Annotated in this window: 15 protein-coding genes; 8 read left to right on the forward strand and 7 right to left on the reverse strand. The window is 70.7% G+C overall.

Annotated elements, in window-relative coordinates; genetic code table 11:
• The first annotated feature begins 53 nt into the window (after positions 1-53).
• Both ACIPJI_RS07675 and ACIPJI_RS07680 read left to right on the forward strand, forming a co-directional pair.
• A complete protein-coding gene (locus ACIPJI_RS07675; protein ID WP_402245020.1) occupies positions 54-635 on the forward strand; it encodes a 2'-5' RNA ligase family protein in 582 nt (193 codons plus the stop codon).
• Between the two features lie 88 nt (positions 636-723).
• Positions 724-1,644, forward strand: coding sequence for a YihY/virulence factor BrkB family protein (locus ACIPJI_RS07680; RefSeq protein WP_307707891.1), 921 nt, complete (start codon positions 724-726; stop codon positions 1,642-1,644).
• Here ACIPJI_RS07680 and ACIPJI_RS07685 read toward each other — a convergent pair.
• Complete coding sequence (locus ACIPJI_RS07685) at positions 1,592-2,782, reverse strand: D-alanyl-D-alanine carboxypeptidase (protein ID WP_402245774.1); 1,191 nt, start codon at positions 2,780-2,782, stop codon at positions 1,592-1,594. The genes ACIPJI_RS07680 and ACIPJI_RS07685 overlap by 53 nt on opposite strands.
• Positions 2,783-2,972: 190 nt before the next feature.
• Between ACIPJI_RS07685 and ACIPJI_RS07690 the strand changes: the two genes are divergently transcribed.
• Together ACIPJI_RS07690 and ACIPJI_RS07695 are read left to right on the forward strand one after the other, a co-directional pair.
• Positions 2,973-3,233 carry an SCO4848 family membrane protein gene (locus ACIPJI_RS07690; protein ID WP_307707893.1) on the forward strand — a complete coding sequence of 87 codons (261 nt, stop codon included), beginning with the start codon at positions 2,973-2,975 and terminating at the stop codon, positions 3,231-3,233.
• 2 nt (positions 3,234-3,235) lie between these two features.
• The gene (locus ACIPJI_RS07695; RefSeq protein WP_402245023.1) at positions 3,236-4,729 is read left to right on the forward strand and encodes a metallophosphoesterase; all 1,494 of its coding nucleotides are present in this window, start codon (positions 3,236-3,238) and stop codon (positions 4,727-4,729) included.
• A gap of 24 nt (positions 4,730-4,753) precedes the next feature.
• Here the strand turns inward: ACIPJI_RS07695 and ACIPJI_RS07700 are convergent, their stop codons facing one another.
• The 3 genes from ACIPJI_RS07700 to ACIPJI_RS07710 are packed head-to-tail and all read right to left on the reverse strand — an operon-like array spanning position 4,754 to position 6,341.
• Positions 4,754-5,476, reverse strand: coding sequence for a TetR/AcrR family transcriptional regulator (locus ACIPJI_RS07700; RefSeq protein ID WP_159688290.1), 723 nt, complete (start codon positions 5,474-5,476; stop codon positions 4,754-4,756).
• Between the two features lie 11 nt (positions 5,477-5,487).
• On the reverse strand, positions 5,488-5,892 hold the full coding sequence (locus tag ACIPJI_RS07705) for a DCC1-like thiol-disulfide oxidoreductase family protein (RefSeq protein ID WP_356620634.1): 405 nt from the start codon (positions 5,890-5,892) through the stop codon (positions 5,488-5,490).
• 5 nt (positions 5,893-5,897) lie between these two features.
• Entirely contained in the window at positions 5,898-6,341 is a 444-nt protein-coding gene (locus tag ACIPJI_RS07710) for a hypothetical protein (RefSeq protein ID WP_189466667.1), read from the reverse strand.
• Between the two features lie 125 nt (positions 6,342-6,466).
• Between ACIPJI_RS07710 and ACIPJI_RS07715 the strand changes: the two genes are divergently transcribed.
• The 4 genes from ACIPJI_RS07715 (at position 6,467) to ACIPJI_RS07730 (ending at position 10,741) form a co-directional block, all read left to right on the forward strand.
• Positions 6,467-7,297, forward strand: coding sequence for an alpha/beta fold hydrolase (locus ACIPJI_RS07715; RefSeq protein WP_402245026.1), 831 nt, complete (start codon positions 6,467-6,469; stop codon positions 7,295-7,297).
• Between the two features lie 176 nt (positions 7,298-7,473).
• Positions 7,474-7,929, forward strand: a complete 456-nt coding sequence (locus tag ACIPJI_RS07720) for an Lrp/AsnC family transcriptional regulator (RefSeq protein ID WP_356620636.1) — start codon at positions 7,474-7,476, stop codon at positions 7,927-7,929.
• Between the two features lie 29 nt (positions 7,930-7,958).
• On the forward strand, positions 7,959-8,252 hold the full coding sequence (locus ACIPJI_RS07725; RefSeq protein WP_402245028.1) for a hypothetical protein: 294 nt from the start codon (positions 7,959-7,961) through the stop codon (positions 8,250-8,252).
• Complete coding sequence (locus tag ACIPJI_RS07730) at positions 8,252-10,741, forward strand: DUF4132 domain-containing protein (protein WP_402245029.1); 2,490 nt, start codon at positions 8,252-8,254, stop codon at positions 10,739-10,741. The genes ACIPJI_RS07725 and ACIPJI_RS07730 overlap by 1 nt, the downstream gene beginning before the upstream one ends.
• Positions 10,742-10,761: 20 nt before the next feature.
• Here the strand turns inward: ACIPJI_RS07730 and ACIPJI_RS07735 are convergent, their stop codons facing one another.
• The 3 genes from ACIPJI_RS07735 to sdhA all read right to left on the reverse strand — a co-directional run bounded on the left by ACIPJI_RS07735 (position 10,762) and on the right by sdhA (position 13,979).
• On the reverse strand, positions 10,762-11,310 hold the full coding sequence (locus ACIPJI_RS07735) for a hypothetical protein (RefSeq protein ID WP_356620639.1): 549 nt from the start codon (positions 11,308-11,310) through the stop codon (positions 10,762-10,764).
• Between the two features lie 156 nt (positions 11,311-11,466).
• Positions 11,467-12,225, reverse strand: a complete 759-nt coding sequence (locus tag ACIPJI_RS07740; RefSeq protein WP_005313123.1) for a succinate dehydrogenase iron-sulfur subunit — start codon at positions 12,223-12,225, stop codon at positions 11,467-11,469.
• Positions 12,225-13,979, reverse strand: coding sequence for a succinate dehydrogenase flavoprotein subunit (gene sdhA / locus ACIPJI_RS07745; protein ID WP_307707901.1), 1,755 nt, complete (start codon positions 13,977-13,979; stop codon positions 12,225-12,227). The genes ACIPJI_RS07740 and sdhA overlap by 1 nt, the downstream gene beginning before the upstream one ends.
• Between the last annotated feature and the right edge of the window lie 9 nt (positions 13,980-13,988).

The following is a 13,988-nucleotide window of genomic DNA, read 5'->3' on the forward strand; positions in this document are numbered from 1 at the left end:
CTGGCGGCTGCACACCCTCTCACCGATCCGTACCGAGGACTGAGGAGAACGACGTGGGGACCGTAACGCTCGGCGTTTCGATCGCGGTCCCGGAGCCCTACGGCAGCCTGCTCCAGGAGCGGCGCGCGGGCTTCGGTGATCCCGCCGCGCACGGCATTCCGACTCACGTCACCCTGCTGCCGCCCACCGAGGTCGACTCGTCGCTGCTGCCCGCGGTCGAGGCGCACCTCGCGTCCGTCGCCGCCGCCGGGCGGCCCTTCACGATGCGGCTGTCCGGCACCGGCACGTTCCGTCCGCTGTCGCCCGTGGTCTTCGTCCAGGTCGTCGAGGGCGGCTCGGCCTGTACCTGGCTGCAGAAGCGGGTGCGGGACGCGTCCGGGCCGCTGGTACGCGAACTGCAGTTCCCCTATCACCCGCACGTCACGGTGGCGCACGGCATCTCCGAGGAGGCGATGGACCGGGCGTACAAGGAGCTGTCCGAGTACGGCGCCGAGTGGACCTGTGCCTCCTTCGCGCTCTACGAGCAGGGCGCGGACGCCGTGTGGCGCAAGCTCAGCACCTTCGCCTTCGGTGGCGGCATCTCCGGGGTGCCCCCGCAGGGCGCACCGGTCGACGACCACGTCACCACCCTCTGACCTCGCGCGCCGGTCACGGCGCGTAGCGTTCGACGCCATTCCGGCGTGCCACGTGCCTGCGAGGCGTCACGGCGGGTAGGCGTAGCCCATGGACTGGCTGATCAAGCTCCCCGTCATCGGCCCGATCGCGCAGCGGCTGATGCGCACCCATGCCTGGCGGTCCTACGAGACGCTCGACCGGGTCCACTGGACGCGTCTGGCCGCCGCGATCACCTTCCTCAGTTTCCTGGCGCTCTTCCCGCTGATCACCGTCGCCGCGGCGATCGTCGCCGCCGCGCTCGACCAGCAGGCGCTGGACAAGCTCGACGACAAGATCGCCGAACAGGTGCCGGGCATCTCCGACCAGCTCGACATCCAGGCGCTGGTGGCCAACGCGGGCACCGTGGGGGTCGTCGCCGGCGCGCTGCTGCTGCTGACGGGTGTCGGCTGGGTCGGCTCGATGCGGGAGTGCCTGCGGGCCGTCTGGGAGCTCGACGACGAGGACGAGGGCAACCCGGTGGTTCGGAAGATCAAGGACGTGGGGGTGCTCGCCGGTCTCGGCTGCACCGGCCTCGCCTCGTTCGCGGCCTCCGCGCTCGGTTCCATGACCGTCGGCCGGACCGCCGAACTGCTCGGCCTCGACGAGGGCGGCGTCGGCGGGGTGCTGCTGAAGATCGCCGCCGTCGCGGTCGGTGTGCTCGCGAACTTCCTGATCCTGCTCTACGTGCTGACCCTGCTGCCCGGGGTCCAGCCGCCGCGCCGTCGTCTGTTCGTCGCCGCGCTGGTCGGCGCGGTCGGCTTCGAACTGCTCAAGCTGCTGCTCGGCGGCTACATCAGCGGGGTCGCCTCGAGGAGCATGTACGGCGCGTTCGGCGTGCCGATCGCCCTGCTGCTGTGGATCAACTTCACCGCCAAGCTGCTGCTGTTCTGCGCCGCCTGGACGGCGACGCAGAGCAAGGAGGAGCCCGCCCGGTCCGCTACGGACGCGGCGCGCGCCGCACCCGGTCCGGCAGCGGCCACCGGCGCTTGATCAGGAACGCCCCGGCCGCCAGCAGCACCAGAACCCCGCCGGCGACGCCCAGCGCGATCCCCATGCCGCTCGAGCCTGCCTGCGAGGCGGCGACCGGCTTCACCTGGCCGTCCTTGCCGACCTGGCCGTCCTTGACCTGCTCCGGGTCGCCGGACGACGCGGGCTCCGCGGACTTCGGCGGGACCAGTTCGCCCACCGGCTTCACCTTGCCGGACGCCGCGAAGCCCCAGTCGAGGAGCCTGCCCGCCTCTTTGTAGACGGCCTGGCTCTCGCCCGAGTCCGGGTTCATGACGGTGACGAGCAACACCTTGCCGTTGCGTTCCGCGACACCGGTGAAGGTCGAGCCGGCGTGCGTGGTGGTGCCGTTCTTCACGCCCGCGATGCCCTTGTACGGGCTGATGCCGCTCGCCCCGGTGAGCAGCCGGTTGGTGTTCTGGATCTTGAAGGTGCCGCGCTTCTTGCCCTTCTTCTGCTCGCCGGGGAAGTCGGCGCTCACCGTCGAGCAGTACTCGCGGAAGTCCTTCTTCTGCATACCGCTGCGGGCGATCAGTGTGAGGTCGTAGGCGGAGGACACCTGGCCGGGGGCGTCGTAGCCGTCGGGGGAGACGACCTTGGTGTCGAGGGCCTGGAGCTCCTCCGCGTGTGCCTGCATGTCCGCGACGGTGCGGGGGATACCGCCGTTCATCGCCGACAGGACATGGACGGCGTCGTTGCCGGAACGCAGGAAGACGCCGAGCCACATGTCGTGGACCGAGTAGGTGTGGTTCTCCTTGATCCCGACGAGGCTGCTGCCGGCGCCGACGCCCGCGAGCTCCTCGGGGGCGACCTTGTGGACGGTGGTCTTCGGCAGCCGCGGCAGCAGCGTGTCCGCGAAGAGCATCTTCATGGTCGAGGCGGGGGGCAGCCGCCAGTGCGCGTTGTGCGAGGCGAGCACCTCTCCGCTCTCGGCGTCCGCGACGATCCAGGACCGGCCGCTGACGTCCTTGGGAAGGACCGGCGCGCCGGGGCCGAGGCGGACCTGCGTACCCGGCTTCGCCAGCAGGGACCCGCCGACCGAGGACATGACCGCCGGCGGCTTCGGCTTCTTCCGCTCCGGATTGGTGTCCTGCGTGGCCGCCAAGGCCGGAGCAGCGGTCATCGCGGGCAGCAGTGCGGCGGCCAGGACCGTCAACGCGGTCCTTCGCGCGGTGGTTTTCAGAGCAGACACGGACGAGAACGTACAGGGCCGATCTGAAAATATGGAGATCGGCCCGCTGGTCGTGCGGAACTGACGCCAGGACAGCCCACCCCGAACAACCCGGTCGGCGGACGGCCGCGATACTTGCTTCATGAAGCTCAGCCGCTCCGTCTCCTGGTTCCTGCTCGCGTTCGGGGTGTGGAGCTGGTTCATCTGGATCACTTTCGTCAAAAACCTGTGGAAGGACGGCAGCGGGCTCGCCTTCGACGACGCGGGCGACCCCACCGGCTACTTCTGGGTCCATCTGCTGCTCGCCGTTACGTCCTTTGTTCTGGGGACGGTCATCGGGGTCATCGGGTTGCGCGGCGTACGCGCTTCGCGCCGTGAGCGCGGTCAGAGAACGGGGAACTGATTGTGGCGGCAGTCGTCGTGCTCGTGATCATTCTGGTCGTCTCCCTGCTCGCCGGGGTGCACTGGTACGTGTGGCGGCGGCTGGTTCGCGACACGACCGCTCCGGGCGGACTCGCCCGCCGGCTCGGTACGGCGGCGATCTGGGTGCTGCCCGTGCTGTCCTTCGCCGCCCTCACCTCGGGGCGCGTCGGGGCGCCCTTCTGGCTGGAGCGGGTCCTGGCCTGGCCGGGCTACCTCTGGCTGGCGGTACTGCTCTACCTGGTCCTGGCGCTGCTGGCCGGCGAGGCGGTACGCCCCGTGCTGCGCAGGGTGCTGGATCGCCGTGACCCCGCTGTACCGGGCGGCCGGGACGAGAACGGCGAGCCCTCGAAGCCTTCCGGTGCCACGGCCACAGCCGCGGCAGGCGCGGCGCAGGCGTCCGGGGCGGCGGGGGACCGGCGGCGCCCGGCCGGTGCCGGTGCCGCCCTGGGAGGGACGGCGGAGGCCGGGGCCGATCACGGCCAGGCTGCCGCGGTCGCCGTCGACAGCGCCCCCGCGGCACAGCCGTCCGCCACGGACGCAGCCCTCGACACGGACACCGGAGCGGAGACCGGCGCCGGCGGCCCCGCGGCACCCGGCGGGGACACGGGCGTCACCGCCGGGGCCGGCGACGCCGCCGGCCCCGGCGGCGTGTCGCGGCGGCTGTTCGTGTCCCGCATCGTCGGTGGCGCAGCCGCCACCGCCGCGCTCGGCACCGTCGGGTACGGCACCTACGGTGTGCTCCGGGGCCCGCGCGTCAAGCGGGTGACCGTTCCGCTGGCGAAGCTCCCTCGGGCGGCGCACGGCTTCCGTATCGCCGTCGTCAGCGACATCCACCTCGGGCCGATCCTGGGCCGGGCCCACACGCAGCGCATCGTCGACTCCATCAACGCCACCCAGCCCGACCTCGTCGCCGTCGTCGGCGATCTCGTCGACGGGTCGGTGGCCGACCTCGGGTCCGCGGCCGAGCCGCTCGCCCGGCTGCGTTCCCGTCACGGCTCGTTCTTCGTGACCGGCAACCACGAGTACTTCTCCGGCGCGGACGAGTGGGTCGACCACGTCCGGGAGCTCGGCCTGCGCCCCCTGCGCAACGAACGCGTCGAGATCGCCGGCGGCTTCGACCTGGCCGGCGTCGACGACGTGGCCGGCGAGGACGAGGGCCAGGGCCCCGACTTCGTGAAGGCCCTCGGCGACCGGGACCGCGCCCGCGCCGCCGTGCTCCTCGCCCACCAGCCCGTCGTCATCCACGACGCCGTCGAGCAGGGCGTGGACCTCCAACTGTCCGGGCACACGCACGGCGGTCAGCTGTGGCCCGGCAACCACCTGGCGGAACTGGCCAACCCCACCGTGGCCGGCCTGGAGCGCTACGGCGACACCCAGTTGTACGTGACCCGGGGCGCGGGCGCCTGGGGCCCGCCGGTGCGGGTCGGGGCGTCCTCGGACATCACCGTCGTGGAGCTGGCGTCGCGTCGGGCGTAGGGTGCTCCCGCCCCGCGGGCGGGGTCAGCTCTTCTTACGCGCCGCCACGGTCTCCGCCATGCCGGGGAGGAAGTCCGTGAACAGCTCGTGCACTTCGCGTACGAGCGGGCGCAGCACCCGGAAACGGGCCAGGGCCACACCCCGGGCGGTCAGCCGGGCACCGCGCTCGGCCAGCCGCCTGCTGCGCTCGCTTCCCTCCGAACGGTCGAAGACCCAGTACAGGACCAGTCCCATCTGGGAGAGCCACATCAACTCGGGGAGGATCTCCCGCAGCTCCTCCGCCACCTTCGACTTCGACCCGGCCAGTACCTCCCGATGGACGTCGATGGCGGCCTCGCGGGCGTGCTCGGACTCGGGGGAGAAGGGACTGAGCGGGCTCTCCGGGTCGGCCGCGTTCTTGAAGAACTGGGCCGCGAACTCGTGGTACGGCGCGGCGATGTCCAGCCACGCGGTCAGCACGCCCGCCATCCGCGACTCGAGGTCCGTCTCCTTGTCCAGCACGGGCCGGACCGCCGCCTGGTGCTCTGCGGCGATCCGGTCGTAGAAGCCCTGGACGAGGTGTTCCTTGGAGCCGAAGTAGTAGTAGGCGTTCCCTACGGAGACTCCGGCCTCCTTGGCGATGGCCCGCATGGTCGTCTTGTCGTAGCCGCGCTCCTGGAAGAGCCGGAGCGCGGTCTCGAGGATGAGCGTCCGGGTCTGCTCGCTCTTGGGGGCCCTCGTGTCGGCCGGGTCGTTCGCTTCAGTCACGGTGTCCGAGCCTAGTCGGGTGCGGAGCACCGGTCGTCGCAGGGAGCGGCGCCCGCCGCCGCCCCGGTCATCTCCCGGTACTTGGCCGCCGCGAGCATCGTGACGCGCACGAACGGGGCACCGGCCGGGGTGGCGAGCCAGTGGGCCTTGGGCCGGTGCTCGGCCAGTGCCCACAGGCACACGATCCAGGCTGCCTGGCCCGAGTAGACCTGGCCGCGGTCACCGATGACGGTGATCTCGCGCATCGTGCGGGCGTGGTCGAGCTCGGGATAGTCGCGGCGCGCCGCGTCCGACCCGGCGGGCACGAACCGGAGCGGCACGAGCTGGGGCTGCCGCAGCAGCCAGCTCCGCAGATGCACGCACAGCGAGCAGTCGGCGTCGTACAGGACGGTCAGTGCCCGGACCGCGAGGCTCATCGGTGTCACGCTCCGGCCCGGCCGGGAGCCGGCGGGGTCCACGGACCCGCGGGAGCCTGCTGGGTCCACCCCTGGGGGCCGACCGGCGGGGTCTGCCGGTCCTCCATCACTCCGCGACGGCGGATCTTGTTGAGGACGTAGACGTTGCCGAGGTGCATGACGCCGAGGACGAGCAGGACGACACCGATCTTGACCGACAGTGCCTCCAGGAGACCGCGGGTCTCCTCGATCGCGTCGGCCGTCTTGAGGTAGAGCGCGACGAAGCCGAGGTTCACCAGGTAGAAGCCCACCACCAGAAGGTGGTTGACGGCCTCCGCCAGCTTCTCGTTCCCCTTGAGTACGTCGGCGAGGAATATCCGGCCGTTCTTGCTGAGGGTGCGTGCGACCCAGACGGTGAGCCCGACGCTGATCAGCAGGTAGGCGACGTACGTGACAACAGTGAGGTCCATGCCCCACCCTCCCTTGAACATGTTCAAAAGCTGGCGGTCCTGACTGTAGACCTCCTTTTGAACATGTTCAAGCACCGCGGGAAAATGTGGGTGCCCGGCGGCAAGGACCCCTAAGGTCAGGTCCCATGACGATCTCTTTCGACCGGACCGGCCAAGGCCCCACCGTCGTACTCCTGCACTCGGGCGTGTGCGACCGGCGGATGTGGGACCTCCAGTGGCAGTCGCTCGCGGACGCCGGGTACGAGGTGGTGCGCTGCGACTTCCGGGGCTTCGGCGAAACGCCCGCGGGAACGGGCCCCTACAGCGACGCCGACGACGTCCTCGAACTCCTCGACAGCCTCGGCACAGGCCGGGCCACCCTGATCGGGTCGTCCTACGGCGGCAAGGTCGCCCTGGAGCTGGCCGCGCGCAGGCCGGAGCTGGCCGCCGCACTGGTACTGCTCTGCGCCGGGCAGCCGGGCCGGCCACCGGGCCCGCAGCTCAGGGCCTTCGGTCGGCAGGAGGACGACCTGATCGAGGCCGGTGACCTCGAGGCGGCCGTCGAACTGAACGTGTCCACCTGGCTCGGACCCGATGCCGACGACGAGACACGCGAAGCCGTGCGGCGGATGCAGCGGCACGCCTTCGAGGTGCAACTGGCCGCCGAGAAGGCGATCGCCGACGCGGAGGCCGCACAAGGCAGCGCCGAGGGAGAGGAGGCGGACGGCGCCGGAGAGGCCGAGGCCGGTGCGCAGCCGCCCGAGCCCGACCTCTCCCGCATCGACGCGCCCTGCCTCGCCGTCTCCGGCGCCAACGACGTCGAGGACTTCCGGCAGATCGCGGCCGGTCTGCCTGCCCTGATCCCCGGCGCCCGCCACGTGGAACTGTCCTGGGCCCAGCATCTGCCCAGCCTGGAACGGCCTGCGGAAGTCACCCCCCTCATCACCGGATTCCTCGCCGAACACGCCACGCGGTAGATCCGCGGCCCGCGGACCCGCCGCGCACCCGTCGGGCCCGCGGCGGATCCGCGTCCGTCCAGGAAGCAGCCGGTCGGCAGGCGGTTCACCCGGGACGTCATCAGTCCGTCGGAGGAGGGCGCCGAACAAGCTTCGGCCCGCCATGGGTGAGTCGGGAGGCGCTATGGTCGCGAACCATGGACGCCGTGGACCGTGAACTCATCGCCCTCCTCCAGGAGGACGCCACCTCCGCCTACGCGGCCCTCGGCAAGGCGGTCGGCCTGTCCGCCGGCGCCGCGCACGAACGCGTACGGAAACTGCGGGAACGCGGCGTCATCCGCCGCACCACGGTCGAGGTGGACCCGGCGGCCCTGGGGCGCGGAGTGCTGGCGTTCGTGATGGTCGAGTCCTCGGCCTGGATGGGCGAGTCCGCGGAGGCGTTCGCCGCGATCCCCGAGATCCAGGAGGCCCACGTCATCGCGGGCAACGCCTCCGTGCTGGTGAAGGTGCGCACCGCCACCACCGAACAACTCCAGGACGTGCTGCGCCGGCTGTACGCGATCGAAGGCGTCAGCGGCACCCAGGCCACGGTCTCGCTGGAGACGTTCTTCGAACGTCCCGTCTCCCCGCTGGACACGCCCCTCGGGACCTGACTGTCAGTAGGGCGCCCTACTGTTCGGTCATGGCAATGGTGACCTTCGTCGACGAGACGACATCGGGTGACCGGCGGGACGCCCTGGGGCTGCCCGTCGCGGAAGAACGCTTGGCCCTGCGCGAGTTGATCCGCCGCCGGGTCTTCCAGGAGACGCCTGAGGGCGCCCAGGAGGCGTACGAGCGCGCCCTCGCCGCCTTCGGGAGCAACGGCTTCCTGGTGCTCGTGGGGGAGCGTCAGCTCACCGACCTCGACGAGCGCGTGGACATCACCGCCTCCACCGAGGTCACCTTCCTCCGGCTCGTCCCGCTGGTGGGTGGCTGATGGCGACGACGCGGGAGCATGACGCGGTCCGCCGGGTCGAGACGCGCATCGCGGACGGCGACATGGGCGGGCTGGCCCGCGACCTGGTGCGGATCGGCACCCTCGCGGGCAACCGCTGGGACGGCGAGCGGGCACGGATCCCACAGCTGATCGGCGGTCTGGCCACCGACCGGCGCAAGCGTCTCGCCGATGCCCTGGTCCGCCGCTACCAGGAGGGCACGGACACCGAGCAGGTGCGCGGCGTGGTGATGACCCTCGCCGGCATCGCCGGCCGCGGCCTGCCGGAGGGGGAGCTCAGCATCGAACGGCTGCGGCGCATCGATGAACTCGGCACCGTCTACTCCCTGCACACCTACGCCGAGCTGGTCTCCCTGGCCCGGGGCGAACTGGACGCCGGACGCAGCCTGCCCGGCCCGTTCGTGGCCCTGCTGCGGCGCACGATGACGGACACCTACGCCCACTCGCCCGAACTGGCCGTGCTGCTCAAGGGCATCGAGGACCCCCTGCTCAACCCAGGAGAGGCATGGGCCGACCAGGCACTCGCGGACGCCGAGCGTCTCGGGGACGCCGGAAGGCGGCTGCTGAAGCACCTGCGTACCGCGACATCGGCCCGGCCCACCGCGAAGTGGCAGCAGGCCGCGGCCGCCCTGATAGGCGAGATCGGACCCGGCGAGCTCCAGCAGGCAGTGCTGGGCTGGCTCCGGCTGGCCGCCGCTCCCCGCACCCTCACCCTGTACACGCGGCCCGGATGGCCCGACCACAACGCCCTGTTCGACCCGTGCAACACCGACGCCCTCCGCGGCGCCGCCTGGCTCGCCGCGCTGCTGCCCGCCTCACCGGACATCACCCGTGCACTCGGCGCCCTCGTGGAGACGGCCCTGCGCAAGGTCCCCGGCGTCGGCCCACGGGCCCCGAAGATCGCAGGCGCGGGCGTCACCGCCCTGTCGGCGACCACGGGCGAGGCGGCACTCGCGGAGCTGGCCAGACTGTCGGTCAAGGTCACCTACAAGGGCACGCTCAAGCAGCTCGGCGCGGCGCTCGACGCCCGGGCGGAGGCGATGGGTCTGCGGCGCGAGGACATAGAGGAACTGGCCGTCCCCGCCTACGGCCTGACCGAAGTCGGCCGCGGCGAACAGCCGCTCGGCGACACCACCGCCGTCCTCGGCGTGCACGGCGGCAAGGCGGAGCTCACCTGGCGCACGGCCGCAGGCAAGGAACTCAAGTCACCACCGGCCGCAGTACGGCGCGACTTCCCGGACGAGGTGAAGCAACTGCGCGCCACGGCCAAGGACATCGACAAGATGCTCACGGCCTGCTCGGAGCGGCTCGACCGGCAGTTCCTGGCCCGCAGGAGCTGGGCGTACCAGGCGTGGCGCGAGCGGCTGCTGGACCACCCGCTCGCGGGCACGGTCGCCCGCCGCCTCGTCTGGCTGGTCGGCGGCACACCCGCGGCCTTCGACGGCACGGACCTGCGCACCGTCGACGGTGACCCGGTGTGTGCCGCGGCCACCGCGCCCGTGGAGCTGTGGCACCCGGTCGGCAGGCCCGCCGCAGAAGTCGCGGCCTGGCGGGAGCGGCTGGACACGCAGCAGGTCACGCAGCCCTTCAAGCAGGCCCACCGAGAGGTCTACCCGCTCACCGACGCCGAGCGCGCCACCGGGACGTACTCGAACCGCTTCGCGGGCCATGTGCTGCGCCAGCACCAGTTCAACGCCCTGGCGGCGGTGCGCGGATGGACCGCCCGGCTCCGGCTGAGCGTCGACGACAGCTACCCGCCCGCCTACCGCGAGCTGCCCGAGTGGGGCCTGCGCGCGGAGTACTGGGTCGAAGGCATCGGCGGCCAGGAGGACGGCGACCTCACGGGCGCCGGCGCGTACAGCCGGATCTCCACCGACCAGGTGCGCTTCCACCGGCTCGGCGCCCCGGCCAACTGGGCGCACGCCGGTGGCGGCGACTACCGCCCCGACCTCCGCCGCTCCCACAGCGGTGAAGCGCACGAACCGGTCCCGCTCACGGAGATACCGGACCTCGTCCTCTCCGAAGTCCTGCGGGACGTCGACCTGTTCGTGGGCGTGGCCTCCATCGGCAACGACCCCTCCTGGCAGGACGGCGGCCCGGGCGGCCGCCACCGCGACTACTGGACGTCGTACGGCTTCGGGGAGCTCTCGGAGACGGCCGCGACCCGCAGGGACCTGCTGGCCCGCCTCGTGCCCCGGCTGGCGATCGCCGACCGCTGCACGGTCGACGGCCGCTTCCTCCGCGTCCGGGGCGACCGCCACGAGTACCGCGTCCACCTCGGCTCCGGCAACGTCCTCATCGACCCGCACGAGCGGTATCTGTGCATCGTCCCCCAGGAGGGCGCCACCACGGCGGACCCGGGGCGTCTGCCGTTCGAGGGCGACCGGATGATCTCCGTGATCCTCAGCAAGGCGATGCTCCTGGCCCGGGACACGGAGATCACCGACCCCACGATCCTGAGCCAGCTGTGACGACGCCCGCGCGGCCGTGACTACATGGTGCTCAGCGAGCGCGCGTAGTTGATCTGCCCCATCACCATCTGGAACGTCTCCGGGCCCTGGGCCGGAATCATCGTCGAGTGGTGCTTGCCGCCGCTGGTCACCGTGACCTGGATGAAGCCCGTGGTGGTCTTCTCCTTCATCAGCAGGAACAGCAGCCCCAGCAGACAGAAGATGAAGAAGACGATCGCGAGCACGATCGCGTGCGTCGGGATCTTCTCCTCGGTGCGCGACATGTCCGTCGCGTTCCACACCGAGCCCTTGAGCGGCATCGTGCCGGCGGGGGTGACGATCGAGTCACCCATCACCGTGATGTCCCCGATCGACACCAGCGGCGCGCCGCCCGTGGGAGCGGGAGGGCCCGTGTACGGCATGGGGACGCCCGCGGGCTGGGTCTGCGAGTAGCCCGGTGCCGGGTCCTGCGGATAGCCGTACCCCGGTGCGGCGTTGGGGTAGCCGTAGGCCGGCGTGCTGCCGGGCGGCTGGCTGGGCCCCCACTGGTACTCGGGCTCCCCGTCCCTGTACGGATTCGGCGTGCTCATGTTCTCGTCCCCGCTTTCCGTCCCACTGCGTCAGGTCAGACGTCCCCTGATCCTGCCAGGTGCGGACCCCAGGGGTGAAGTCCGCGCCGGTACCCGTACGGACACGACAGGGCCCGCGTCCCCGAGGGAAGCGGGCCCTGTCGTGCTGAGGATGTGTCAGAAGCGGCGCGTGATCAGGGCGCGCTTCACTTCCTGGATCGCCTTGGTGACCTCGATACCGCGCGGGCAGGCGTCCGTGCAGTTGAACGTGGTGCGGCAACGCCACACGCCGTCCTTGTCGTTGAGGATCTCCAGACGCTGCTCGCCGGCCTCGTCACGCGAGTCGAAGATGAAGCGGTGCGCGTTGACGATCGCCGCCGGGCCGAAGTACTGGCCGTCGTTCCAGAACACCGGGCACGAGGACGTGCAGGCGGCGCAGAGGATGCACTTGGTGGTGTCGTCGAAACGCTCGCGGTCCTCCGCGGACTGCAGACGCTCACGCGTGGGCTCGTTGCCCTTCGTGATCAGGAACGGCATCACGTCGCGGTACGCCTGGAAGAACGGCTCCATGTCCACGACCAGGTCCTTGAGGACCGTCAGGCCCTTTATGGCCTCGACCGTGATGGGCTTCTCCGGGTTGATGTCCTTGATCAGCGTCTTGCAGGCGAGCCTGTTCTTGCCGTTGATCCGCATCGCGTCGGAGCCGCAGATGCCGTGCGCGCACGAGCGGCGGAAGGTGAGCGAGCCGTCGACGTCCCACTTGATCTTGTGGAGGGCGTCGAGGACGCGCTCCTTGGGGTCGATCTCGATCTGGAAGTCCTCCCAGACCGCGTGCTCCGACACCTCGGGGTTGAAGCGGCGGATCCGGAAGGTGGCGGTGATGTACGGGGAGTCGGCGAAGCCGGCTTCCCGCTTCTCCAGGGTCGGGGTAGCCATCAGTACTTACGCTCCATCGGCTGGTAGCGGGTCTGGACGACCGGCTTGTAGTCGAGACGGATCGACTGGGTGCCGTCGTCGCCCACCTCGCGGTACGCCATGGTGTGGCGCATGAAGTTGACGTCGTCGCGGTTCGGGAAGTCCTCGCGGTAGTGACCGCCGCGGGACTCCTTGCGGGCCAGCGCGGAGACGGCCATGACCTCGGCCAGGTCGAGCAGGTTGCCCAGCTCGATGGCCTCCAGCAGGTCCGTGTTGAACCGCTTGCCCTTGTCCTGGATGGACACGTTGAGGTAGCGCTCGCGCAGCTCGGCGATCTTCTCGACCGCGGTCTTGATCGTCTGCTCGGTGCGGAACACCATCACGTTGGCGTCCATCGTCTCCTGGAGCTCCTTGCGGAGCACGGAGACCCGCTCGGAGCCGGTGGAGTTGCGGAGCCGCTCGACCTGCTCGGCGACGAACGACGCGGGGTTCTCCGGAAGGTCGACGTAGTCGGACTTCGCGGAGTACTCGGCGGCGGCGATACCGGCGCGCTTGCCGAAGACGTTGATGTCCAGCAGCGAGTTGGTGCCCAGACGGTTGGCGCCGTGCACCGACACACAGGCGACCTCACCGGCGGCGTACAGACCCGGGACGACGGTGGTGTTGTCGCGCAGGACCTCACCCTCGACGTTGGTCGGGATGCCGCCCATGGCGTAGTGCGCGGTCGGCTGGATCGGGATCGGGTCCGTGTAGGGCTCGATGCCGAGGTAGGTACGCGCGAACTCGGTGATGTCCGGGAGCTTGGCGTCCAGCTGCTCCGGCGGCAGGTGGGTGAGGTCCAGGTAGACGTGGTCACCCTCGGGACCGCAGCCGCGACCCTCGCGGATCTCCGTGTAGATGGAGCGGGAGACGACGTCACGGGACGCGAGGTCCTTCATGACCGGCGCGTACTTCTCCATGAAGCGCTCGCCGTCCTTGTTGCGGAGGATGCCGCCCTCACCGCGGGCGCCCTCCGTCAGCAGGATGCCCATGCGCCAGATGCCCGTCGGGTGGAACTGGAAGAACTCCATGTCCTCCAGCGGCAGGCCGCGCCGGTAGCAGGCGGCCTGGCCGTCACCGGTCAGCGTGTGCGCGTTGGAGGTCACCTTGAAGAACTTGCCGGTGCCGCCGGACGCGTAGATCACGGCCTTCGCCTGGAAGACGTGGATCTCGCCGGTGGCCAGCTCGTACGCGACCACACCGGCGGACTTCTTGACGCCGTCGACCTCGGTGATCAGCTGGTCCAGGACGTAGAACTCGTTGAAGAACTCCACGCCCTCCTTGACGCAGTTCTGGTACAGCGTCTGGAGGATCATGTGGCCGGTGCGGTCCGCGGCGTAGCAGGACCGGCGGACCGGGGCCTCGCCGTGGTTGCGGGAGTGGCCGCCGAAGCGGCGCTGGTCGATGGTGCCGTCCGGGGTCCGGTTGAACGGCAGGCCCATCTTCTCCAGGTCGAGGACGGCGTCGATGGCCTCCTTCGCCAGGATCTCAGCGGCGTCCTGGTCGACCAGGTAGTCACCGCCCTTGACCGTGTCGAAGGTGTGCCACTCCCAGTTGTCCTCTTCCACGTTGGCCAGCGCGGCGGCCATGCCGCCCTGCGCGGCGCCCGTGTGGGAGCGGGTGGGGTAGAGCTTCGTCAGCACGGCGGTGCGGCTGCGCTTCGTCGCCTCGATGGCGGCGCGCATACCGGCGCCGCCGGCGCCGACGATGACGGTGTCGTACTTGTGGATCTTCATGGGTGGATT

Source organism: Streptomyces sp. NPDC086835 (assembly GCF_044745705.1).
In the GTDB taxonomy this organism is placed as follows: Bacteria; Actinomycetota; Actinomycetes; order Streptomycetales; family Streptomycetaceae; genus Streptomyces.

Coding starts and splice junctions, on each gene's coding strand:
- ACIPJI_RS07680 (WP_307707891.1), top strand. CDS start 724: ATGGACTGGCTGATCAAGCTCCCCGTCATCGGCCCGATCGCGCAGCGG.
- ACIPJI_RS07685 (WP_402245774.1), bottom strand. CDS start 2,782: ATGACCGCTGCTCCGGCCTTGGCGGCCACGCAGGACACCAATCCGGAG.
- ACIPJI_RS07690 (WP_307707893.1), top strand. CDS start 2,973: ATGAAGCTCAGCCGCTCCGTCTCCTGGTTCCTGCTCGCGTTCGGGGTG.
- ACIPJI_RS07705 (WP_356620634.1), bottom strand. CDS start 5,892: ATGAGCCTCGCGGTCCGGGCACTGACCGTCCTGTACGACGCCGACTGC.
- ACIPJI_RS07710 (WP_189466667.1), bottom strand. CDS start 6,341: ATGGACCTCACTGTTGTCACGTACGTCGCCTACCTGCTGATCAGCGTC.
- ACIPJI_RS07715 (WP_402245026.1), top strand. CDS start 6,467: ATGACGATCTCTTTCGACCGGACCGGCCAAGGCCCCACCGTCGTACTC.
- ACIPJI_RS07720 (WP_356620636.1), top strand. CDS start 7,474: ATGGACGCCGTGGACCGTGAACTCATCGCCCTCCTCCAGGAGGACGCC.
- ACIPJI_RS07725 (WP_402245028.1), top strand. CDS start 7,959: ATGGCAATGGTGACCTTCGTCGACGAGACGACATCGGGTGACCGGCGG.
- ACIPJI_RS07730 (WP_402245029.1), top strand. CDS start 8,252: ATGGCGACGACGCGGGAGCATGACGCGGTCCGCCGGGTCGAGACGCGC.
- ACIPJI_RS07735 (WP_356620639.1), bottom strand. CDS start 11,310: ATGAGCACGCCGAATCCGTACAGGGACGGGGAGCCCGAGTACCAGTGG.
- ACIPJI_RS07740 (WP_005313123.1), bottom strand. CDS start 12,225: ATGGCTACCCCGACCCTGGAGAAGCGGGAAGCCGGCTTCGCCGACTCC.
- sdhA (WP_307707901.1), bottom strand. CDS start 13,979: ATGAAGATCCACAAGTACGACACCGTCATCGTCGGCGCCGGCGGCGCC.